This window comes from Actinomadura syzygii (assembly GCF_008085905.1).
GTDB lineage: Bacteria > Actinomycetota > Actinomycetes > Streptosporangiales > Streptosporangiaceae > Spirillospora > Spirillospora syzygii.
The window spans coordinates 68,898-90,686 of the sequence record NZ_VSFF01000008.1; the positions used below are offsets into that span (position 1 = coordinate 68,898).

A 21,789-nucleotide genomic window follows, 5' to 3' on the forward strand; every position below is an offset into this window, starting at 1 on the left:
CGTGGAATAGATCTCCCCGTAACTGATCATCACTGGGGGGAGATCAGTGCCTACCAAGACCGCATCGCGTACGACGCCGAGCCGAACTACGGCCGGGCGTACGACGAAGAGCACATCAGCGACCCGCAAGACCACGACGGCCCGCAAGCCGGCGGCGAAGCGCACGTCGGCCGCGCGGTCGACGTCGACCAGCCGGTCCACCGGGACCACGACCAGGCGCACGTCGGCGGCGTCCAGCCGGACGTCGACCGCCGCCGCCAGCCGGGTGACCAAGGCCGCGAGCCAGGCCAAGACCGCCGCGACGCAGATGAAGTCGGTGGCGACCAAGGCGTCCTCGTCGGCCAAGGCCATGACGGCGATGACCAAGGCCATGACCAGCGCGACGAAGGCGATGACCGACGCCGCGAAGGCGATGGACGCGGCCGCGAAGGTCATCACCAAGACCGCCAAGTCGCCCGCGAGCGGGGGCACGACGGCGCGCAGGACCACCGCGTCCCGCGCCGGGACGACCCGCCGGACGTCCGCCGCGTCGAGCCGTTCGCGGTCGACCACGTCGGCCCGGACGTCCACGGCCCGCAAGCCCGCGTCGAGGTCGTCGTCGAGCACGGCCAAGTCGAGCACGGCGAAGAAGACGACGACGGCGCCGAAGTCGCGGACGAGCGCGGCCCGCAAGCCGGCCTCGTCCAGGACGACGGCGTCCACCAGGTCCGGCACGTCTAAGGGGTCGGCCAGATCGGGCACCACCCGGACGGCCGCCCGGACCACCGCCCGGACCACGGCCGCCCGCAAGTCGCCCGCGCGCCGCGCGGTCGACGCGGCGCGCTCGGCCGCGGCGTCGGCGACCTCGACCATGGGCGAGACGAAGAACGGGCTCCAGCACTCCACGCGGACGGACGGCGGGTTCCTCAGCGGGCTCACCGACTCCGGCCGCGGACGCTGAACGCCGCAGGCCGTGGACGAGAAGGACATCCTGGCCCGCATCGGCGACTACGTCGGGGAGGAGCAGCGGCTCCGCGAGCGCTACCAGCGCGACGAGCTCGGCCGTGAGGAGGAGCACCGGCGGCTGGAGCGGCTGGAGGTCGCGCTCGACCAGTGCTGGGACCTGCTCCGCCGCCGCCGGGCCCGGCTGGAGGCCGGCGAGGACCCGGGCGACGCGGACGTCAGGCCGCCGGACGAGGTCGAAGGCTACCTGCAGTGACGGCGGAGACCGCCCGTCCGCGGCCGGGCGGCCGGGCCGCGCGCAACACGCTGCGGTTCGGCGTGTCGCTCGCGCCGGACGCGTCCGTCCCGCTGGTCCGCGCCGCGCAGGACGCGGACCGGTACGGGCTCGACCTGCTCGGCGTCCGCGACGAGCCGTACCGGCGCGGCACCGCCGACGCGCTCGCGCTGATGGCGACCGCGCTGGCGGCCACGTCCCGGATCCGGGTGCTGCCCGCCGTGGCGTGCCTGCCGCTGCGGCCGCCCGCCGTGCTGGCGAAGACCGTCGCGACGCTCGACCTGCTGAGCGGCGGCCGCGTCGAGCTCGGCCTCGGCGCGGGACGGGCGCCGGACGGCGTCGAGGCCTACGGCGGCGAGCGGCTCGGCGCCGCGGCGGCGCGCCGCGCGCTGGAGGAGGCCGTGCAGGTCATCCGGCTGCACTGGAGCGACCAGAACGGGCTCCTGTTCCGCGGCGAGCACTACCGGTTCGCCGCCGCGCAGCCGGGCCCTTCGCCCGCGCACCCGATCGGCGTGTGGCTCGGCGTGACCGGGCCGCGCGGACTGGAGCTCGCGGGCCGGGTGGCGGACGGCTGGATCGCGCCGTCGTCGCTCGTCCCGCCGAAACGCCTCGCGGACGGGCAGCGCCACCTCGACCAGGCCGCGGCCGCCGCGGGCCGCGACCCGGGCGAGCTCCGGCGCGTCTACGTCCTGGAGGGCGCGATCGACGGGCGCGAAACCCGCGGCTTCCTGCACGGCCCGCCGCGCCAGTGGATCTACGAGCTGACCGAGCTGGCCATCGGCCACCGCGTCGACTCGTTCCTCTACGGCGGCGACCCCGAGCACCTCCCGGTCTTCGCCATGGAGATAGTCCCGGCCGTCCGCGAACAGGTGGCCCGCGAGAAAGCCTTCGCCCAGACCTGAGCCCTACATGCGCTCCGGCGTGGGGACGCCGAGGAGGTCCAGGCCGGTCACGAGGGTGCGGAGGGTGGCGGCGCAGAGGGCCAGTCGGGACGCCTTCGTCTGCTCGTCCGGGGCCTTCAGGACCGGGCAGTTCTCGTGGAACGTCGTGTAGGCGTCGGCGACCGCGTAGATGTAGGTCGCGAGCCGGTGCGGCTCGGTGGTCTCGCCCGCCTGCTGGACGACCGCGCCGAAGCCGAGCAGCTCCAGCGCCAGCGCCCGTTCGGCCGGATGGCCGAGGACGATCGGCCCGGCCGCCTGCTCCGGCGTGAGCCCGCCCTTGCGGAAGATCGACCGGATCCGCGCCACGGCGTACTGGAGGTACGGGCCGGTCTTGCCGTGGAACGAGATCATCCGGTCGAGGTCGAAGACGTACTCGCTGTCGCGGGCGACGGACAGGTCGGCGTACTTGACCGCGCCCATCGCCACGTCCCGGACGATCGCGGCCCGCGTCGCCTCGTCGTACGGCTGGTCGTGCTGGATCTCGTCGAACACGGCGCCCGCCCGCTCGACGGCCTCGTCCAGCAGCTCGGAGAGCTTGACGGTGCCGCCCGTCCGGGTGCGCAGGAGCTTGCCGTCGGTGCCGAGGACGTTCCCGATCTGCGCGTGCTCGGCCCGGACGTCGTCGTTCAGCCAGCCCGCCATCCGCGCGACCGCGAACACCATCTGGAAGTGCAGCGCCTGCGTCGTGCCGACGACGTAGACCATCCGGTCGACGTGCTCGGTGTCGACCCGGTACCGGATCGTGGCGAGGTCGGTGGTGGAGTAGTTGTAGCCGCCGTCGCTCTTCCGGATGATCACCGGGAGGGGCTCGCCCTCGCGGCCGGTGAAGCCGGGCGGGAACGCGCACAGCGCGCCCTCGCTGACGACCGCGATGCCCTTCTCCTCCAGCTCCCGGACGGTCGGTTCGAGCAGGTCGTTGTAGAAGCTCTCGCCCCTGATGTCGGCGTCAGACAGGGTGACGCCGAGCTGCCCGTAGACGGCGTTGAAGTAGCGCTTGGACACGTCCACGAGGACGTTCCAGAGCCGCAGCGTCTCGGCGTCGCCCGCCTGGAGCGCGACGACCCGCCGCCGCGACCGGTCGGCGAACGCCTCGTCGCCGTCGAACTTGCGCCGCGCCGCCTGGTAGAACTCGGTCAGGTCGCTGACGGACGAGTCGCCCCGCGCGGCGGCGTCCTCGCCGAGGTCGAGCAGGTGCTCGATGAGCATGCCGAACGGGGTGCCCCAGTCGCCGACGTGGTTGTCGCGGATCACCTCGTGGCCGACGAAGCCGAGGATCCGGGCGAGCGCGTCGCCGACGATCGTGGTCCGCAGGTGGCCGACGTGCATCTCCTTCGCCACGTTGGGCGAGGAGTACTCGACGACGACCTTGTGCGGCTTGTCGACGCGCGGGACGTCGAGCCGCTCGTCCTCCAGGACGCGCTGCGCGGCGGCGGCGATCCAGCCGTCGCTGAGCGTCAGGTTGATGAAGCCCGGCCCGCTGACCTGCACGTCCGCCACGACGTCGGCGGTGTCGAGGTGCGCGACGATCTCGTCGGCGACGTCTCGCGGCTTGCGGCCCAGCTTCTTGGCCAGCGGCAGCGCCACGTTGGCCTGGAGGTCGGCGAACGACGACGGCCGGATGACCGGGTCGGCGTCCGCGTACGACGGTCCGAAGGCGGCGCTGAGCGCGGCCTGGACCCGGGCGGCGAGCACGAGTTGCGGATCGGACATGTCCCAAGGCTATCGGGCGTCCCGCCGCCCACCGAACAGGTTTCGCGAGCCGGTCAGGGCGCGGTGGGCGGCTCGCCGTGGTCGGGTTCGGGCTGGTCGGCGGTCGATAGGGGATCCGGCGGACGCTCCCCGGGCTCGGCCGGTCCGCCGCCCGTGCCGTCGCGTTCGCCGTGCGTCCAGCGGCCGAACCTGGACGTCCGGGTCAGCGCGACCTGCTCGCGGATCCGCTCGACGATCCGCCCGGCGGCGAGCCGGTGCGCCAGCTCGCACGCGGACGTGATCGCGCGTGCCCTCGACGCGCCGTGCGCGATGACGACCGTCCCGTTCAGGCCGAGCAGGACGCCGCCGCCGTAGGTGTCGGGGTCGAGGCGGTCGCGCAGGTCCTGGAGGCGGCGGCGCTGGAGCAGCGCGCCCATCCGGGCGGCGCGCCCGGCCGTCATCGCGTCCCGGACCTCGGCGAACGCGGTCCGGATCGTGCCCTCCATGGTCTTCAGCGCGACGTTGCCGGTGAAGCCGTCCGCGACGATCACGTCCACCTTGCCGGTGAGCAGGTCGTGGCCCTCGACGTTCCCGGCGAACTCCAGGCCGTGGCCGCCGCCCGCGAGCAGCTCGTGCGCCCGCTTGGCGACCTTGTCGCCCTTGCCGGGCTCGGCGCCGATGTTGAGCAGCCCGACCGTCGGACGCTCCAGCCCCAGCAGGATCTGCGCGTAGGCGGTGCCGAGCGCCGCGAACTGGACGAGCCCCTCCGGCTTGACGTCCGCGGTGGCGCCCGCGTCCAGCAGGATCGTCGGCCGCGGGCGGGTCGGCAGCGTCACCGCGATCGCCGGGCGCAGCACGCCCTGCTGGCCCTTCAACCGGAGCCGCGACGTCGCGACGACCCCGGCGGTGCTGCCCGCCGACACGAGCGCCGACGCCCGGCCCTGCCTGATCAGATGGCACGCGATCGCGATGGACGAGCGGGGCTTGCGCCAGCTCGCGAGCGCGCCCTCGCCCATGTCGAGGGCCTCGTCGGCGTGCACGATGGGGATCTTGCCGATCGCGCCGTGCCGGTCCAGCTCGCGGCGGATCCGGGTGGCCTGCCCGACGAGCACCACGCGGACGCCGTGCTCCTCCACCGCGTCGACCGCGCCCGCGACGATCTCCTCGGGGGCGTGGTCGCCGCCCATCGTGTCCACCGCGACGGGCAGCGGCCGCGCCGGCGCCCCGCGACGAGGCGCCGCGGGACGCGACGGCTCGCCGGTGCCGGTCATGGCCGCTCCAGGAGGGTGAAAGGGAAACGCTGCGATAGTGCAGCTCATCGCATCGTAGGACGTTCTTCCACCCGTCTTGGCCGCGCCCGGCCGGAGTGGCGATCATCACCCCGCGCTTGTCTACCCCTGCCGGCCCTTACAGTCGGCGCCCAGGCAGTGCGCGTTCTCCACGACCGGACGGCCGTCCACGAGGATCGTGTAGTAGCTCTTGTGCGTCTTCTCCTCGCCGGTGCCGAGGACCTCGACGGACTTCTGGTCCGTTGTCGTCCCCGTGCAGGACACCCGCAGCTTCGACTTCGTCCAGCCCGGCAGGTCCTTGCACTTCAGCGGGGACGACAGCGACACGCCGCGCTTCTCCAGCTCGGCCGCCGCCGTCACCGGCAGCGCCTTGCGCAGCGCCGACTGCGTCTTGTACTGCAACTCCCCGCGGGTCGCCAGCAGGAACGCGACACCGCCGCCCACCAGCGCGAGCACGAGCACCCCGGCCGAGCCCAGGATCAGGGCCCGCCTGCGGTTCGCGCCGACGACCCGGCGGCTCAACTCCACGGCCTTGCGACGTATATCCACGTCGACAATCTCACCGAGGGTACGGCCTTGTATGCGCAGCGTGGTCGCATTTTCCGTTCCGTATGCGGATTCCTTGCCAGAACCGCGGTGCGACCAGCCGTGCGGTCGGCCGCGCGGTCAGCCGCAGCCGATGCCCAGGCAGTTCTGCCGGAGGACCTCGCGTCCGGCGATGGTGACGACGTAGCTCTCGCGCGGACGGTCGGTGTCGGCGTCGTAGGCGACGCCGCTGACGAGGACCGGCTCGCCCGCCCGCGTCCGCGCGGTGCAGGTCACCTGGACCGTCGCCTCGGTCTCGCGCTTGGGCGACGTGCATTCGGGACGCTTGCGCAGCTCGATGCCCTGCGCCTTCAGGTCGTCCACGACCCCGTCGCTGACGGCGTTGCGATAAGCGCCCTCGGAGATCCGCTGCATGACCTTGCACCCCGACAACGCCAACGCGAGCACAACGACCGAAACGACAATCCGAACCGCGGTCACGGCGCCTCCTGCGCGACCCTGGCCACCGCGCCGACGATGACGTCGGGGTGGTCGAGGGCGATCATGTGGCGGGCGTCGGGGAGTTCGACGCGGCTGCCGCGCGGGCTCAGCTTCGTGAGCCGCTCGTGGCCATCGGCCCATTCGCGCTGCCTGGCGGGACGGCCCGCGTCGGCGAGCGCGGTCAGGACGACCAGCGGGACGGCCGGGAACGGCGTCCGCGAGCGCAGCCGGGCCAGCGCGACCGCCATCTCCCGGTAGGCGACCTCCTCGGCGAGGACGGTGCCGAGGACGGTCCCGCGGCCGTAGACGGAGCGGACGACGCCGTCCGGGACGGCCTCCCCGCGGCGGCTCGTGTGGCGCAGGGCGACCCGGCGTCCGAGCGGCCCGGCGACCCGGGCGAGCCGCGTCGCGTCGAGGACCGCGCCCGCCGCGCCGCAGACCGGCGTCAGCGCGGCGCCGAGCGGGAGCGGGGCGCGCGGGGCGTGCTCGTAGCTCGGATCGACCAGCACCATGCCGAGGACGTGCTCCGGCGACGTCCGCGCGAGGGCCTCCGCCGCGAACGCCGCCATCGAGTGCGCGAGGACGATCACCGGCCGCCCGGCCCGCTCCGCCAGCGCCGCCATGATCCTGGCGTCGCGGTCCAGCGTGGGGCGCCGGGCGGCGGCCGGGCTGAGCCCGAGCCCCGGACGGTCGTAAGCGGTCACCCGGAACTCGTCCCGGAGCAGCTCGACCGACGGCGTCCAGTCGAACCAGGCCCCGCCGAGCCCGGAGCCGAGCAGCAGCGGGACGCCGTCCGCGGGCCCGGACTCGACGACGTGGACCCGTTCGCCCCCGGCGCTCACGATCTCCGTCACCGGCTCGCCTCCTCCATCACCCCGGGGGCGGCCCGGCGGGCGCGGACCGTGTCCCGCCAGTCGGCGTACAGCGCCCACGCGATCACCAGGAGGCCCAGGCAGAGGACGCTGATCTGCGCCCGCTGGACGATCCCGAGCCACTGCCCCATGTACATCGCGACGAGCGTGCCGAGGGCGAGCACCGACTCGGCCAGCGCGAGCAGCCAGCCCCAGCGGGCGAGCGCGGGCCACCACCCGTACCGGCGGGCGGCGAGCGACAGCAGCAGGAGCGCGGCCACCCCGCAGACGATCACGGCGCTGCTCGTCACCGAGTGGAACTCGTGGGAGAACGACACGTTCCCGGACCGCTCGCGCAGCGCGCACCACGTCTCCAGGCTGGGCGCGCAGTCGAGCGGGAAGGAGGCGTCGCCGATGGCGCACACGCCGAACAGGCCGAGGAACGCCCACCCGGCGGTGGCGAGGGGCCTGCGGCTCAGCCTGCGCAGGGTCTCCAGCGCCACGAGGATCGACAGCACGCCGGTGACGAAGTCGCCCGCGCTGTAGACGGCGTGGAACGGCTGGTCGACGGCCGAGAGTTCGCTGACGTAGCCGTTCAGGAAGTCGAGCTTCGGGCTGAGGAGGTTCTCCAGCAGGAAGGTCGCGTAGCTGACGCCCGCGACGGCGGCCAGGACGATCACCCGCGCGGGAACGACACCCGGCCCGTCACGCTCGTCGGAGTCCACCGAGCCCCCTCACGCCGCCCTGCCCTTGCCGCGCCCTCGCCCAGTATTTCCCAAGATCTTGTCAGCAGGTGACACGGGGTGAAGGTTCCCCGTGTATCCGCTGGTCGGACCGTACCGCGGGTGTCGCCGGGGCCCGCACCGCCGTGCGCGCGGGCGAACGCGCGGCCGGAGGGCGGAGAAGTCAGGCTCCCGCGGTCGTTGTACTGGCCGCGGGACGTCCACGATGATGTCGAGGCGATTTGTCTGGATCGTCCCTGACCGGCTTTGTTCTTGCCGGGTAGGGGGCATCAATTCGTAATGAACCCATCCCAACGGGTTGAATGGGGGTGTACTGCGCAGTACCGATCACGGTCCGTGACGCCGCACCGGGGGTCCGCCTCCCCGTTGACAGCAAGGAGTACCAACACGTGACACTGGTGAACGACGCGGCTCCCGCGGTGCGATCCACCGGGCGCAAGTTCCGCGCCTTCACGGCGAAGCACCTCGACGAGCTCACCGCTCGCGCGGGCCTCTCGCCCGCGCAGCGCCTCGCGACCCGCGCGGTGGCCACCGTCCTGCCCTTCCGGACGAACGCCTACGTCATCGACGAGCTGATCGACTGGGAGGCCGCGCCCGACGACCCGATCTACCGGCTGGTCTTCCCGCAGGAGGACATGCTTCCGGCGGCGGACGTCGCGCACCTGTCCGACCTGCTGCGCCGCGAGGCGCCGAAGGCGGAGGTCGAGGCGGCCGCGCACGCGGTCCGGATGCGGCTGAACCCGCACCCCGCGGGGCAGCTCGAACTCAACGTGCCGAGCTTCGGCGACGGCAAGATCCCCGGCATGCAGCACAAGTACGACGAGACGGTCCTGTACTTCCCGAAGCAGGGCCAGACATGCCACGCGTACTGCACGTACTGCTTCCGCTGGGCCCAGTTCGTGGGCGAGGCCGACCTCAAGATGGCCGGGGACGACGTCACCGCCCTGCGCGACTACCTGGTCGCCCACCCGGAGGTGACGAGCGTCCTGTTCACCGGCGGCGACGCCATGATCATGGGCGAGTCGGTGCTGCGCCGCTACGTCGAGCCCCTGCTCGACCTGGAGCAGCTCGAATCCATCCGGATCGGGACGAAGTCGCTGGCCTACTGGCCGCAGAAGTTCGTCACCGACCCGGACGCCGACGACATGCTGCGGCTGTTCGAGCAGGTCGTCGAGTCGGGCAAGAACCTGGCGTTCATGGCGCACTTCACTCATCCGCGCGAGCTTGAGCCGCTCATGGTGGCCGAGGCGTGCCGGCGCATCCGCGACACCGGCGCGGTCATCCGCACCCAGGCCCCCCTGATCCGGACGATCAACGACGATCCGGCGGCGTGGGAGACGATGTGGCGCGTCCAGACCCGGATGGGGCTCGTCCCGTATTACATGTTCGTCGAGCGCGACACGGGGCCGCAGGACTACTTCGCCGTCCCGCTCGCCCGCGCCTACGAGATCTACCGGGACGCCTACAAGAACGTGTCCGGCCTGTCGCGGACCGTGCGGGGTCCGTCCATGTCGGCCACGCCGGGCAAGGTCTGCGTGGACGGCGTGGTCGACCTGTTCGGGGAGAAGGCGTTCGCGCTGCACTTCATCCAGTGCCGCGACGCGGAGCTGGTCGGGAAGCCGTTCTACGCGCAGTACGACCCGGAAGCGGTCTGGCTGGACGACCTCAAACCGGCCTTCGCCGAGAGCTTCCCCTGGGAGAAGTAACCCGCGTGCAGTGGCGTGCCCGCCGCCCCTCCGGGGGCGCGGGCGGGCACGCCACGGCCAAGAGGCCCCTCAGCGCAGGTGCCGCCACAGCGCGAGGACGGCGGCCAGCGTGGCCGCCCCGCACACCGCCATGACGTGGGACGGGGCCAGGAACTCGCCGAGCGCCCCGGCCGCGCCGATGCCCGCCGCCTGGCCCGTCATCAGGCCGGTGTTGGAGAGGCCGAGCGCCTGCCCGCGGACCCGCTCCGGGACGGCGTCCACCAGCCGCCGCTGGACGGTCAGCTCGTAGCCGAGGCCGAACGTCCCGGCCGCCATCAGCGCGCAGGCCACCGCGAGCCCGGGTGCGAAGGCGAACGCCAGCAGCGGGGCCCCGGTCAGCGCGGCGAGCGGGAGGGTGAGCCGCTCCCGGACGTCCGGCCCGATCAGGCGGCCCACGACGAAGTTCCCGGCGAACATCCCGGCCGCGGCGGCGGACAGCAGCAGCCCGGCCCCCTGCGCGCTGCCGACGTCCGCCGCGTAGGGGACGGTCATCCCCTCCGACCCGACCGACAGCGAGATCGGCAGCCAGGCGCACAGGAGCAGGCCGCGGACGCCGCGGTCGCGGAGCAGCAGCCGGTTCACCCGCCATGTCTCGCGCGCCGTCCCGGTCGTGCCCGCGGGGGCGGGCGGCGGGACGTCCGGGATCCGGAACCGGGCGAGGACGGCGGCCAGCCCGGCGCTCCCGGCGGCGAGCCAGAGCGTCCCGGTCGTGCCGAGCACCGCGAGCAGCAGCCCGCCCGCCGCCTGCCCGGCGATCTGCGCGCCCGCGCTCGTCATCGTGAACAGCGAGCGGCCGAGCACGTACCCGTCGCCGGGCAGCAGCTCGGGCAGCCTGGCCTGCACGGTCGCGCTGCCGACCGGCGCGAACAGCCCCACCGCGAAGAGCAGCGCGAGCGTCGCGGGCACCGGCAGCCCGCCGACCGCCAGGACGACCGTGACGGCGAGCCGCAGCAGGTGGAACGCGGTGAGCAGGCGCCGCGCCGGGACGCGGTCCGCGAGCGAGAGCAGCAGCGCGCCGCCCACCACGTACGGGAGGAAGCCCGCCGCGAAGATCAGCGCGGCGGCGACGGTGGAGCCGGTCCGCTCGAACGCCTGGACGGACAGCGCCAGCATCCGGACCGAGTCGCCGCCCACCAGCAGCGTCTGCAGGGCGAACAGCGTCCGGAACTCGGGGACGGCGAACACGTCCCGGTACCGGAACGAGTCCTGGGCGGAGGCGGGGGAGGAAGCGGTCATGAGGGCGACTCTGCGGCCCGGCACCCGTCCCGGGATAATGTTTCGCGGAGGAACGAAACATGAACCGGATCGAGGTCGGCCCGGCGGACCTCGCGGCCAGCCGCTTCGGGCTCGCCCCACTGCTGGAGACCCTGAACGCGCTCGGCCTGGCCGCCGGGCGGGTCCCGCCCGGCGCGCTGCGCCCGTGGGTCGAGCGCGCCCGGCCCCGCTACCTGGCGATCGCCGACGACCCGGCCGTCCGGGCGCTCGTGTTCCTGCGCCGCCGCCACGGCTACATGGCCGACTTCATCAGCCCGCCGCCCGCCCGTCCGAACCTCACGGTCGCCGAGCAGCTCGCCACCACGCGGGCGACGCCGCTCGACCAGGCGAGGCGGGAGATCGCCCGCAACCTGGTGGGGCTGCCGGAGCCGGACCCGGTCGTCCGGTCCGTGCTGGACGCCCCGGACATGGTCGGACGGCTCGCCACCGCCCTGGAGACCGCCTGGGACACGCTGCTGGAGCCGGACTGGCCGGTCGTCCGGTCGATCGTGGAGCGCGACATCGTCCACCGCGCCGGACGGCTCGCCGCCTACGGCTGGGCCGCGGCGCTGGACGGCCTGTCCCGCCGGGTGCGCTGGCGCGACGGCGCGATCGAGGTGGACATCCTCGGCGGCGGCGACGCCGCGCACCGGCTCGGCGGCGCCGGGCTGATGTTCGTGCCGGTCGTCTTCTCCGAGCTGGGCCTCGCCGTCGAGCCCGGCTGGCCGTACACGCTGATGTACCGGGCGAGGGGAGTGGCGGCGCTCTGGGAGAGCCGCGAGCCGAGCCCGGACGACGCCCTCGCCAAGCTGATCGGCCGCACCCGCGCCGACCTGCTGCGGCTGCTCGCCGACCCGGCGACGACGACCTGGCTGAGCGCCCGGCTGCGGGTCAGCGTCGGCGGCGTCGGCGACCACCTCGCGGTGCTGCGGGCGGCCGGGCTCGTCACGCGGCAGCGCAGCGGACGGTCCGTCCTGTACCGGCGGACTGCCGTCGGGGACGTCCTGGCCGACGCGCCCTGAGCCGCGCGGGGCCGTCCCTGCCCGGGACGGCCCGCGCCGCATGTCAGGTGCCGTAGACCGGGACGATCACCGCGCGGGCCAGCGTGTGCGCGGTGACGTTGAAGCCCACCGCGGCCGGGGACGTGTCCGAGTCGATCCCGAGCGAGTCCACGTCGAGGGCGTGCACGGCGAACACGTACCGGTGCGGGTCGCCGGGCGGCGGGGCCGCGCCGCCGAACGCCTTCGTCCCGTAGTCGTTGCGGGCCTGCACGCCGACCTTCGCGTCCGGCGTCCCGGCGCCGCGCGGCAGCTCCGTCACGTCCGCCGGGACGTCGAACAGCGACCAGTGCCAGAAGCCGCTGCCGGTCGGCGCGTCCGGGTCGTAGCAGGTCACCGCGAAGCTCCGCGTCCCCGCCGGGAACCCGGACCAGCGCAGGTGCGGGGACTCGTTGCCGCCGCCGAACCCGCCCTGGTCGAAGACGTGCGGGTCGGGGAGGCGCTCGCCGTCCGCGACGTCGTCGCTCTCGACGGTGAACGAGGGGACCTCGGGCAGGAACTCGTAGGGGAGCGGCGGCTTGCCGGACATGGCGACCTCCTATTTCGGACTTCCGGTTGTCGCCTCCATCTCTATCAGGGGACGTCGCAGCGGGACCTCACGTCGTCACGTCTTCACGGCTCCCATCGTGAACCCGGTGACGAACCGGTCGAGGAACAGGTTGAACAGGAACGCGATCGGCACCGCCGTGACCACCGTGGCCGCCTGGAGCGACTGCCAGAAGAACACGTCCCCGCGCACGAGCTGCGTCGGGACGCCCGTGCTGACCACCATCTCCGGGCTCGCCGACACGAACGCCAGCGCGTACACGAACTCGCTCGCCGTGAGCGTGAAGCTGAACACGACCACCGCGACGACCCCCGGGAACACCAGCGGCAGGACGGCCCGGAAGAAGGCGCCGAGGCGGCTGTGGCCGTCCACCATGGCCTGCTCCTCGACGTCCTTCGGGACGGCCTTCAGGAACCCGATCAGCAGCCACACCGACACCGGCACCGTGATCGTCGGATACACGACGATCATCGACCAGAGCGTGTCCTCCAGGCGCAGCCACACGACGACGCGGGTCAGCGACAGGAACAGCAGCGACGGCGGCACCAGGTACACCATGAAGATCGCGATGCCCATCGGCGTGCCCCACGGCCGGTCCAGGCGCGCGAGGGAGTACGCGGCGGGCAGCGCCAGCGCCAGCGTGATCGCGACGACCGCCGCGCCGACGATCAGGGTGTTCCCCACGAACGTCAGGAACGGCGTATCCCTGAACAGGAACTTCACATGGTCGGGAGTGGCGGGTTTGTTGAAGTAGAACGGGTTGCTCTCCGGGTTGTAGAGGTCCTGGTTCTGCTTGAACGCGCTGACGGCGCTCCACAGGAACGGCAGCGCGCACACCAGCGCCGCCAGGACCGCCGACCCGTACACGCCGACCCGCGCCGCGACATGCCGCCGCGCATACTTCCTTCGAAGCGCCGCAACCTCACTCATCCCGCCTCCAACCGTCGGACGGCCCGCAGGATCGCTACCGCGCCCGCGAGGAGGAGGGGGAACAGGAAGAGCGCTATGGCGGCGCCCTGGCCGACGTCGCCGCCCTCGATGCCGCGGAAGTATGCCCAGGACGCGAGGACGTCCGTCGAATGCGTCGGGCCGCCGCGCGTCAGCACGAACGGGACGGTCATGTCGGTGAACGTCATGATCGCGCCGAACAGCCCGGCGACCGCGATGACCGGCAGCGTCAGCGGGATCGTCACCTCGAACATCCGCCGCCAGAACCCGGCGCCGTCGATCCGCGCCGCCTCGTCGACGTCGCGCGGGATCGCGACCAGCCCGGCCATCACGATCACGGCCGCGAGCGGCGTCAGCCGCCACGTCTGCACCGCGATCACCGACGCCATCGCCGTGCCGGGACGCCCCAGCCACACGACGTTCCCGTCGATCAGCCCGAGGTGCCGCAGCACCCAGTCGACCGGCGAGTAGATCGAGTCGAGGAACCACAGCCACGAGATCGTCGACAGCGACACCGGCGTCGTCCACGGCAGCAGCACCAGGAACCGGACGAACCACTTCCCGCGGAACTCCGCCACCAGGATGTTCGCCAGGATCTTCCCGAACACCACGATCAGCGCCATGCTGGCCAGCGTGAACACCAGGGTGTTCCGCAGCGCCCGCCAGAACACGCCGTCGTCGAAGACCGCCGTGAAGTTCCGGAACCCGACGAAGTCGAACGACGGGTCGCCGGTAGTCACGTCCGAGAACGCGAACGCGACCGCCAGCAGGAACGGGACGCCGACCAGCGCCGCGATGTAGACGACCGACGGCAGCAGCATCGCCCACGCGAGGAAGCCGTCGCGGTCGGCGAGACCGACCTTCGGCCGCGCCGCCTCGCCCGGCACGGCGACCGGCTCGGTCTCGGTCCGCGCGTCCGTCACGGCGCCCCTCCGATCGGGACGGCGGACGTCCGCGCGCCCGACCCGGCGTCGAAGAACCGCAGCCGCTCGCCCGGCACGGCGAACTCGTGCGTCTCCCCGGCGTCCAGCGGCGTGACGACGGTGGACGGCAGGCGGGCGATGACGCGCGTCTCCTCGCCGACGCCGGTCACCGTCCCGTACACGTGCCGGTCGCCCGACAGGTACTCCATCCGCTCGACGCGCAGCGGCATCGCCACCCGCGACTCGGCCGGGACGTTCTCCACCGGCAGCAGATGCTCCGGACGGAACCCGACCAGCCGGTCGTCCCGCCTGACCAGGTTCATCGGCGGCGAGCCGATGAACCGCGCCACGAACGTGTCGGACGGGTCGTCGTACACCTCGCGCGGCGTCCCGACCTGCCGGACGCGGCCCTTCTCCAGCACCGCGATCCGGTCGCCGAGGCCCATCGCCTCCGCCTGGTCGTGCGTGACGTAGACGGTGGTCGTCCCGACGTGCTGCTGGAAGCGCTTCAACTCGTCGCGGGCCGTCGCGCGCATCTTCGCGTCGAGATTGGACAGCGGCTCGTCCAGCAGGAACACGGCCGGGTCGCGGACGAGCGCCCGCGCGAGCGCCACCCGCTGCCGCTCCCCGCCGGACAGTTGGCGCGGCTTGCGGCGCAGCAGCGGCTCGATCTCCAGCAACTCGGCGGCCCACGCCGCCTTCCGCTCGCGCTCCTCCCGCGCCATCCCCTCCGCGCGCAGCGGGAAGACGATGTTGTCGAACACGGTCTTGTGCGGGTACAGCGCGTACGACTGGAACACCATCGCGATCTTCCGGACGCGCGGCGGCAGCCCGTTCACGACGTTCCCGCCGATCAGCACCTCGCCCTCGGTCGGCTGCTCCAGGCCCGCGATCGTGCGCAGCAGCGTCGTCTTGCCGCACCCGGACGGGCCGAGCAGCACCAGGTACTCGCCGGGCTCGGCGGCCAGGTCGACGCCGTCCAGCGCGCGCACCTGGTCGGCTCGGCCGCGGCGCGCCCTGAGCTGCCCGTCGAAGGTCTTGACCAGCCCTTTCACCTCAACGGTATTGATCTGCCCCGCCCCCTCAGCCGCCGACGAGGCCGCGGCCCCGCCAGTTCTTGAAGATCGCGTCGGCGCGGCCCGCCGCCTCCGCCACCGCCTGCTTCGGGGACGCCTGGCCGCGCGCCGCGCGGCCGAACATCGTCGGCAGCACGTTCGTGTTGAAGATCTCCCCGATCGCCGGGTTGGACGGGCCCGGATAGCCGATGTTCGCCGTCCACGACGTCGCCGTCTTCAGCAGGGACAGCTTGTTCGCGGGCTTCGCGCCCCACGGGTCGTGGTCGAGCCACCCGTCGAGCTGCGGGACGAGCGACGGCCACCCCGGCAGGTCGTACAACTCGGAGTTGTACGTCACGGCCGGGAAGTTCGCCGTGTAGTGCAGCAGGAACTCCTTCGCCGCGTCCGGGTTGCCCGCGTGCTTCGGCACGATCCACTGCTGGATGACGTGCTGCGCGGCCAGCGACGCCTTCGGCCCGCGCAGCGCCGGGACGAAGAAGATGTCGTCGCCGATCGCCCGGTTCGCGCCCATCGCGGTGCGCCACGCCGAGATCGAGTTCAGGATGTAGGACGACTTGCCGGCGATCAACGCCTGGTTGTTGGACGCCGGCACCCACGAGAACACCTCGCTGGTCTCCGCCTCCTTGAACAGCCGCGTCATGTACTCGACGGCCGCGACGGTCGCGTCGGAGTTCAGCACGACCTTCTCGTTCTCGTCCTGGACGGCCCCGCCGTACGACCACAGCAGCGCCCGCGCCGCCATGTTCGAGTCGGACTCCGGGGACAGCCCGATCCCGCACGGGACGCCGGTCCGCCTCTTGATCTCGGCGGCGCCGCGGAGCAGGTCCTCCCAGCTCGCCGGGCCGTTCGGCATGCCGACCTTCGACCACATCGACTTGCGGAAGTCGCCCGGGTCGGGGGACCAGCCGGGGCAGTAGCAGTAGAACCGCTTCGTGTTGGGGTTGAAGCTCGACCTGCGGCACAGTTCGAGCTGCTGCCCCCACCGCCGGTTCGCCTCCTGCACGACGTCCGTCATGTCGAGGACGGACGGCTCGTACTGCGAGAACGGCGCGATGTGCTGGATGAGGTCGTGGCCGCGTCCCGCCTGGATCTCGGACGCGGCGCGGCGGGGGACGTCGACGGTGTTGATGTGGTCGACCCGGACGTCCACGCCGACCTTCTTGCCCCAGTCGGCGACGAACTTGTCGAACCATTTGTCGTGCCGGGGGACGAAATGGCTCCACATCAGAATGCTGAGGGAGCCGCTCAGCTTCTTCGCGGGGGAGGTGAACACCTCTTTGGGCGCGTCGCCGGTGCCCTTGGCCTGCGGGCCGCTGGACTCGCTGGCGCATCCCGCCAATAACCCGGCCGCCCCCGCCGCCCCGGCGGTGAGCGCCGAAGACGACAGGAAGCCGCGCCTGCTGATTCCGTGGGAGTCGGAGTGGGGAGACGTCCCCCCGCGAATCGTGCTGGTTCCGTGGGAGTCGGGGGTGGGGGTATCGGGGGCCGTCCCCGCCGGGGGGACGTTGAGCCGATCGGCCATGGGTGCACTCCCTCGCCGTGAAGGTCTCCCCTCGAAGGTAGATCGGCGAGGCCGTCTCATCCAGAGACGATCTGGTAACTCCCTGTCACTCTGGTCTCAACGAGTCACATGCGTGACACGGCCGAAGCCCGTTACATCCCGATAGTCCGCCGTTACTTGCCGGTGGTCTCGACATAGGCGGCGATGACCTCTTCGGGGTCGCCGTCCATGTGCATGCGGCCCTCGTCGATCCAGATGACGCGGTCGCAGGTCTCCTTGACCACGTCGAGCTGGTGCGCGACGAGGAAGACCGCGCCGGCCTCCTTGCGCAGCTCCTCGATCCGGCGCTTGCTCTTGACCTTGAACTTGGCGTCGCCGGTGGCGAGGGCCTCGTCGATGAGCAGCACGTCGTGCGTCTTGGCCGCCGCGATCGCGAACCGGAGCCGGGCCCCCATGCCGGACGAGTACGTCCGCATCGGGTACTGGATGAACCCCTCCTTGAGCCCGGCGAAGTCGACGATCTCCTTGTACTTCGCCCTGGTCTCGGCGGGGGACATGCCCATCGCGAGGCAGCCGAGGACGATGTTGCGCTCGCCGGTGAGGTCCTTCATGAGGGCCGCGTTCACGCCGAGCAGGGACGGCTGGCCGTCGGTGTAGACGCCGCCGCGGTGCGGCGGCAGCAGCCCGGCGATCGCCTTCAGCAGCGTCGACTTGCCGGACCCGTTGGTGCCGATGATCCCGACGGCCTCGCCGCGGTAGGCGACGAAGGACAGGCCCTTGATCGCGTGGACCTCGGTCATCGTCGGACGGTGCTTGCGGCGCAGGACGCGGGAGAACGCGGATGCCGCGTTGCCCTTCCCGCCCGCGCCGTAGACGCGGTAGACGATGTGCAGGTCGTCCACGACGACGATCGGCTCGCGCCGCGGGTCGAGCTCGACGGCGTCGAGGGCCTTGCGGGGCCTCGTGTCAGCCACGGCCATATCGCTCCTCCGCCCGGTAGAAGAACATGAATCCCCCGACCAGCATCACCACGGCCCACACGATGGCGTACAACCAGAGTTGCGACATCGGCATGGTGGTCGCCTTGTGGAGCGCCACCTGCTCGCGCATGGACTCGCGGTACTCGCCCAGCAGCATGTTCCGGCTCAGCTCGACGTACACGTGCGCCGGGTTGGCTTCGAGCAGCCTCGCGATGACGGGATAGCGGTCCAACTTGGAGCCGGGCTTCATCATCACGGGCAGGCTGAAGATCACGCCGGACATGTAGAGCCACGTCCGCATGATGAACGGCAGGAGTTGGGTGATGTCGCGGTTGAACGCGCCCAGCCGCGCCATGACCATGCTGATGCCCACGTTGAACATCAGCTGGAGCGCCACCACCGGGATGAACAGCACCATGTTGAACGTGATCGGCTCGCCCCAGGCCATGATGATCGCGAACAGCACGACCAGGGACAGCAGCAACTGCTGGAGCTCGACGACCGCGATCGCGAGCGGAAGCGTGGCCCGCGGGAAGTGCAGGGCCCTGATCAGCGACAGGTTGTCGCCGACCGACTTGGCCCCGGACGTCACCGACCGCTGCGTGAAGCCGAACAGGAAGACGCCGGTCACCAGGAACGGGATGAAGTCCTTGATCCCGCGGCTGGTGTTCAGCAGCAACCCGAAGATCAGGTAGTACACCGCCGCGTTCAGCAATGGCGTGAGGAGCTGCCACAACTGACCGAGTCTCGAATCGGTGTACATCGAGATGTTCTTGGCGGAGGCGAACGCCCAGATGAAGTTGCGCCGTGCCCACACCTGCTGGAGGTACTTGCGCAGCGGGGGGCGCGCGGCGCTCTGCCTCAGCCCGTACCGTGCGGCGTAGTCGGACAGCGACTCGTTCACGTGAGGAGGCTCCGCGATCGTGCCGACCGACTCGCCACCCGGGGAACCGAGCCGTTCCGGGTGACTCATGTCGCGAAGCCTATTGCAGTCGGTGAGTCGAGAGTGACGTTCGCCCGCATGTGACCCCCGATTTGAGATCTTTACGGAATCATGTCGCCGTCCAAGGGGATACCCCCGAGATGCGCGTCAACCATTCACGGCGCATCGCCGCGCCCGCACGCTCCATCGTCATGCCCTGGTCCGTCCCGAACACGCGGCCGCGGCCGGGGACGGCCGAACCGCGGTTCCCCCTGCTGGCGAGACTCGGGCGGGCGGACAGATGGGCGTTCGACCGGGTGGCGGCGGCGCGGCTGCCCGGCCTGGAGTACGTCCTGCCGCGGCTGTCGCGGTTCGCCGACCACGGGGTGCTGTGGTTCACGACGGCGGGCGTGCTGGGGCTCACCGGGCGCCACCGGCTGCGCCGGGCCGCGCTGCGCGGCTCGATCGCGATCGCGGTGGCGAGCCCGGCCGTGAACCTCCTCGGGAAGCAGGCGTTCCGCCGCAAGCGGCCCGTCGTCGACCTCGTCCCGCCGATCCGGATCCGGTGGAAGCTGCCGACCTCGCACGCGTTCCCGTCCGGGCACTCGGCGTCGGCCGCCGCGTTCGCGACCGGGGTCGCGCTGGAGGCGCCGGGCCGGGTGGCCGCGCCCGTCGCGGCGACCGCGGCGGCGGTCGCGTTCGCCCGCGTCTACACGGGCGCGCACTATCCGGGCGACGTCCTCGCCGGGCTCGGGATCGGCGCGCTGGCCGCGTGCGGGACGCGGCTCGTCTGGCCCGCCCGGCCGCCGGTCGCGCGGGTGTCGGTGACCATGGCCGCCGACGGCCTGGTCAAGCCCGACGGGGAGGGGCTCGTCGCGGTGGTGAACCCGGTGTCGGGCGGCTCCGGCGGGGCGACCGCCGCGATCCTGCCGGGACGCCCCGACCTGGCCGTCGAGCTGATCGAGCGGGAGCTGCCCGCGGCGGAGATCGTCCGGCTGGCGCCGGACGAGGACGCCGACAAGGCCCTCGCGGAGGCCGCCGAGCGCGCCTGCGTCCTCGCCGTCGTCGGCGGCGACGGGACCGTGAACGCGGGCGCGCGGGCCGCGCTCGAGCACGACGTGCCGCTGCTGGTCGTCCCCGGCGGCACGTTCGACCACTTCGCCCGCGCGCTCGGCCTGGAGTCGCCGGCGGACGCGGTCGCCGCCTACCGGAGCGGGCGCCTCGGCCGCGTCGACGTGTCCTACGTCGCCCCGGCGGACGGCAACCGCGACGACGCGGACGAGCAGGTGTTCCTGAACACGGCGAGCTTCGGCGCGTACACCGAGCTGGTCGACCGGCGGGAGCGGCTGGAGAAGCGGATCGGGAAGTGGCCCGCGCTCGCGGTCGCCGCCGTCCGGACGCTGCGCCGCTCCGAGCCCCTCGACCTCGTCCTGGACGGGCGGCGCCGGCGCGTCTGGCTGGGCTTCGTCGGCAACTGCGGCTACGGGGCGCGCGGCGCGACGCCGACCTGGCGGGACCGGCTGGACGACGGCCGTCTCGACATCCGGATGATCGCCACCGGGCGGCGCGTCCCGCGCGTGCGGGCCGTCGCCGCGGTGCTGGCCGGGCACCTCCCCCTCATCCCCGGATACCGGTCGTGGCAGGCGACGGGGCTCGAGGTGGTGGCGCCGTCCGGCGGGCTGCGGCTGGCGCGGGACGGCGAGGTGTCGTCCCTGCCCAGGGCGGTGCGGTTCGGGAAGCACACGGGCGGGCTGCGCGTGTTCGTCCCCGGCGGCCAGGGGTAGGGGACGGGTCGGCCGTGAGGAGGGGCCCGGAGATGACGAGCGACGGCACCGAGATCGGGATCGACCCCGGCGAACTCAGCGACGACGACCTGTTCCGCGAGCTCGGCCACCTGTACGAGACGCGGCTCGACGCGCTCAGGCACGCCGCCGACCAGGCGTACGGGGAGCACACGCGGCGCATGAACCAGCTCGAAGCCGAGTACCTGCGCAGACGTCCGAGACGCGAGATCGACCCGGAGAGGCTGCGCGCAGGCGCCCGCGCCCGCTGACCCGCCCCTGACGGCTCCCGTTGGTCGGGAGTTCGTCTTGTCCGGGTAAAAGTACGGGCATCGTCGCCGGTTTCCGGGCCGGGTCCGTCGCAGGATCGTCGTCGGGGGTGTGTTCCGTGACGGGGACCCGGCCCGACCGGAGACGGCGGCGGCAGGGGCGGCGGGATCGCGGGCGCGAGCCGGGATTGCGCGAGTGCGCCCGGCGGTGGTGGCCGTTCGTCGCGGGGACGATGGCCACGACCGGGCTGCTGCTCGGCGCCTACTTCTGGTTTCCGCCCGTCCCGGCTCCGTCACCGCTGTCGGCCGGGGGAGAGCCGGTCGGCCCGCTGCCGGACGGCGCGGACGGCGCCGACGCGGAGGCTCCCGGCGGGCCGATGAGCAGCTACACGACGCGGTTCACGCCGGGGGAGCCGCGGGTGCGCAACATCGAGCTGGCCGCGCGGATCCTGGACGGGCAGGTCGTCCAGCCCGGCGCGACGTTCTCGTTCAACGACGCCGTCGGGCCGCGCACGCGCAGCCGCGGGTACGTCCCCGCGCCCGCGATCGTCGGGCCGCGCCTGGTCGCGGACGTGGGCGGCGGCATCTGCCAGGTGTCCACGACGCTGTTCAACGCCGTCTTCAGCGCCGGGCTGGACATCCGCAAGGCACGCGCCCACTCGATGTACATGCCGGAGTACCCGGAAGGGTTGGAGGCCGCCGTCTCCTACCCGGACCTCGACTTCACGTGGCGGAACGACACCCGCCTTCCGGTGCGCGTCCAGGTGGCGCACACGGGTTCGTCGCTGACGGTCAGCCTGTGGGGCGAACGCCGGTACGAGGTGAGTTCGGCTGTTTCGCAGCCGTACGAGTTCGTGTCGCAGGGGACGGGCGTCCTGCGCGGCCGCGGCCGCTCGTGCGTGCCCACGCCCGGCCGTCCGGGCTTCGAGATCGACGTGTGGCGGACGCTCCTGCTGGGCGGCCGCGAGGTCGAGCGCGAGCGCTTCCACACCGAGTACCGGCCGCAGGCGAAGGTGGAGTGCCGCTGAGC

General features: G+C 72.5%; 22 protein-coding genes. 8 read left to right on the plus strand and 14 right to left on the minus strand.

All coding sequences use genetic code 11. The features are described from left to right. Nucleotides 1–46 precede the first annotated feature (46 nt). The 3 genes from FXF65_RS20830 to FXF65_RS20840 are packed head-to-tail and all read left to right on the plus strand — an operon-like array spanning nucleotide 47 to nucleotide 2,118. A complete protein-coding gene (locus FXF65_RS20830; RefSeq protein WP_148351672.1) occupies nucleotides 47–940 on the plus strand; it encodes a hypothetical protein in 894 nt (297 codons plus the stop codon). 12 nt (nucleotides 941–952) lie between these two features. Then, on the plus strand, nucleotides 953–1,198 hold the full coding sequence (locus FXF65_RS20835; RefSeq protein ID WP_148351673.1) for a DUF2630 family protein: 246 nt from the start codon (nucleotides 953–955) through the stop codon (nucleotides 1,196–1,198). After that, complete coding sequence (locus tag FXF65_RS20840) at nucleotides 1,195–2,118, plus strand: LLM class flavin-dependent oxidoreductase (RefSeq protein ID WP_246198976.1); 924 nt, start codon at nucleotides 1,195–1,197, stop codon at nucleotides 2,116–2,118. Before FXF65_RS20835 ends, FXF65_RS20840 begins: the two co-directional genes overlap by 4 nt. A gap of 3 nt (nucleotides 2,119–2,121) precedes the next feature. Here the strand turns inward: FXF65_RS20840 and argS are convergent, their stop codons facing one another. From argS to FXF65_RS20870, 6 genes are all read right to left on the minus strand, one after another. Then, the gene (gene argS / locus FXF65_RS20845; protein WP_148351674.1) at nucleotides 2,122–3,867 is read right to left on the minus strand and encodes an arginine--tRNA ligase; all 1,746 of its coding nucleotides are present in this window, start codon (nucleotides 3,865–3,867) and stop codon (nucleotides 2,122–2,124) included. A gap of 53 nt (nucleotides 3,868–3,920) precedes the next feature. Beyond that, on the minus strand, nucleotides 3,921–5,117 hold the full coding sequence (plsX, locus tag FXF65_RS20850) for a phosphate acyltransferase PlsX (RefSeq protein ID WP_187412429.1): 1,197 nt from the start codon (nucleotides 5,115–5,117) through the stop codon (nucleotides 3,921–3,923). Nucleotides 5,118–5,237: 120 nt separating this feature from the next. Then, nucleotides 5,238–5,684 (minus strand): hypothetical protein, encoded by a 447-nt coding sequence (locus tag FXF65_RS20855; protein ID WP_246198977.1) that lies wholly within the window; start codon nucleotides 5,682–5,684, stop codon nucleotides 5,238–5,240. A 117-nt stretch (nucleotides 5,685–5,801) separates the two neighbouring features. Then, a complete protein-coding gene (locus FXF65_RS20860) occupies nucleotides 5,802–6,095 on the minus strand; it encodes a hypothetical protein (RefSeq protein WP_246198978.1) in 294 nt (97 codons plus the stop codon). A gap of 62 nt (nucleotides 6,096–6,157) precedes the next feature. Next, complete coding sequence (locus FXF65_RS20865; protein WP_148351676.1) at nucleotides 6,158–7,015, minus strand: alpha/beta fold hydrolase; 858 nt, start codon at nucleotides 7,013–7,015, stop codon at nucleotides 6,158–6,160. Next, nucleotides 7,012–7,737, minus strand: coding sequence for a DUF998 domain-containing protein (locus FXF65_RS20870; RefSeq protein ID WP_148351677.1), 726 nt, complete (start codon nucleotides 7,735–7,737; stop codon nucleotides 7,012–7,014). The genes FXF65_RS20865 and FXF65_RS20870 overlap by 4 nt, the downstream gene beginning before the upstream one ends. Nucleotides 7,738–8,144: 407 nt before the next feature. Here FXF65_RS20870 and FXF65_RS20875 point away from each other — a divergent pair, with 407 nt between their 5' ends. Then, nucleotides 8,145–9,461 (plus strand): KamA family radical SAM protein, encoded by a 1,317-nt coding sequence (locus tag FXF65_RS20875; protein ID WP_148351678.1) that lies wholly within the window; start codon nucleotides 8,145–8,147, stop codon nucleotides 9,459–9,461. A gap of 69 nt (nucleotides 9,462–9,530) precedes the next feature. Here the strand turns inward: FXF65_RS20875 and FXF65_RS20880 are convergent, their stop codons facing one another. Next, the gene (locus FXF65_RS20880; RefSeq protein ID WP_148351679.1) at nucleotides 9,531–10,736 is read right to left on the minus strand and encodes an MFS transporter; all 1,206 of its coding nucleotides are present in this window, start codon (nucleotides 10,734–10,736) and stop codon (nucleotides 9,531–9,533) included. A gap of 59 nt (nucleotides 10,737–10,795) precedes the next feature. Here FXF65_RS20880 and FXF65_RS20885 point away from each other — a divergent pair, with 59 nt between their 5' ends. Beyond that, nucleotides 10,796–11,776 carry an ArsR/SmtB family transcription factor gene (locus FXF65_RS20885; RefSeq protein ID WP_148351680.1) on the plus strand — a complete coding sequence of 327 codons (981 nt, stop codon included), beginning with the start codon at nucleotides 10,796–10,798 and terminating at the stop codon, nucleotides 11,774–11,776. 43 nt (nucleotides 11,777–11,819) lie between these two features. On the opposite strand, the gene FXF65_RS20890 is transcribed toward FXF65_RS20885, so the two are convergent. The 7 genes from FXF65_RS20890 to FXF65_RS20920 form a co-directional block, all read right to left on the minus strand. Then, on the minus strand, nucleotides 11,820–12,341 hold the full coding sequence (locus tag FXF65_RS20890; protein WP_148351681.1) for a YbhB/YbcL family Raf kinase inhibitor-like protein: 522 nt from the start codon (nucleotides 12,339–12,341) through the stop codon (nucleotides 11,820–11,822). A gap of 75 nt (nucleotides 12,342–12,416) precedes the next feature. Further along, on the minus strand, nucleotides 12,417–13,289 hold the full coding sequence (locus FXF65_RS20895; protein ID WP_148351682.1) for a carbohydrate ABC transporter permease: 873 nt from the start codon (nucleotides 13,287–13,289) through the stop codon (nucleotides 12,417–12,419). Next, nucleotides 13,286–14,230, minus strand: a complete 945-nt coding sequence (locus FXF65_RS20900; RefSeq protein ID WP_222868654.1) for a carbohydrate ABC transporter permease — start codon at nucleotides 14,228–14,230, stop codon at nucleotides 13,286–13,288. Before FXF65_RS20900 ends, FXF65_RS20895 begins: the two co-directional genes overlap by 4 nt. Beyond that, entirely contained in the window at nucleotides 14,227–15,285 is a 1,059-nt protein-coding gene (locus tag FXF65_RS20905) for an ABC transporter ATP-binding protein (RefSeq protein ID WP_222868655.1), read from the minus strand. The genes FXF65_RS20900 and FXF65_RS20905 overlap by 4 nt, the downstream gene beginning before the upstream one ends. Before the next feature lie 28 nt (nucleotides 15,286–15,313). After that, a complete protein-coding gene (locus FXF65_RS20910) occupies nucleotides 15,314–16,828 on the minus strand; it encodes an ABC transporter substrate-binding protein (protein WP_148351684.1) in 1,515 nt (504 codons plus the stop codon). A 152-nt stretch (nucleotides 16,829–16,980) separates the two neighbouring features. Further along, the gene (locus FXF65_RS20915) at nucleotides 16,981–17,781 is read right to left on the minus strand and encodes an ABC transporter ATP-binding protein (protein WP_246198979.1); all 801 of its coding nucleotides are present in this window, start codon (nucleotides 17,779–17,781) and stop codon (nucleotides 16,981–16,983) included. After that, nucleotides 17,774–18,760, minus strand: a complete 987-nt coding sequence (locus tag FXF65_RS20920; RefSeq protein ID WP_148351686.1) for an ABC transporter permease — start codon at nucleotides 18,758–18,760, stop codon at nucleotides 17,774–17,776. The genes FXF65_RS20915 and FXF65_RS20920 overlap by 8 nt, the downstream gene beginning before the upstream one ends. A gap of 110 nt (nucleotides 18,761–18,870) precedes the next feature. On the opposite strand from FXF65_RS20920, the gene FXF65_RS20925 reads away from it, so the two are divergent. From FXF65_RS20925 to FXF65_RS20935, 3 genes are all read left to right on the plus strand, one after another. Continuing rightward, entirely contained in the window at nucleotides 18,871–20,493 is a 1,623-nt protein-coding gene (locus FXF65_RS20925; RefSeq protein WP_246198980.1) for a bifunctional phosphatase PAP2/diacylglycerol kinase family protein, read from the plus strand. 32 nt (nucleotides 20,494–20,525) lie between these two features. Next, a complete protein-coding gene (locus FXF65_RS20930) occupies nucleotides 20,526–20,762 on the plus strand; it encodes a DUF6158 family protein (protein ID WP_148351687.1) in 237 nt (78 codons plus the stop codon). Nucleotides 20,763–20,878: 116 nt separating this feature from the next. Further along, nucleotides 20,879–21,787 carry a VanW family protein gene (locus tag FXF65_RS20935; protein WP_148351688.1) on the plus strand — a complete coding sequence of 303 codons (909 nt, stop codon included), beginning with the start codon at nucleotides 20,879–20,881 and terminating at the stop codon, nucleotides 21,785–21,787. Nucleotides 21,788–21,789 lie beyond the last annotated feature (2 nt).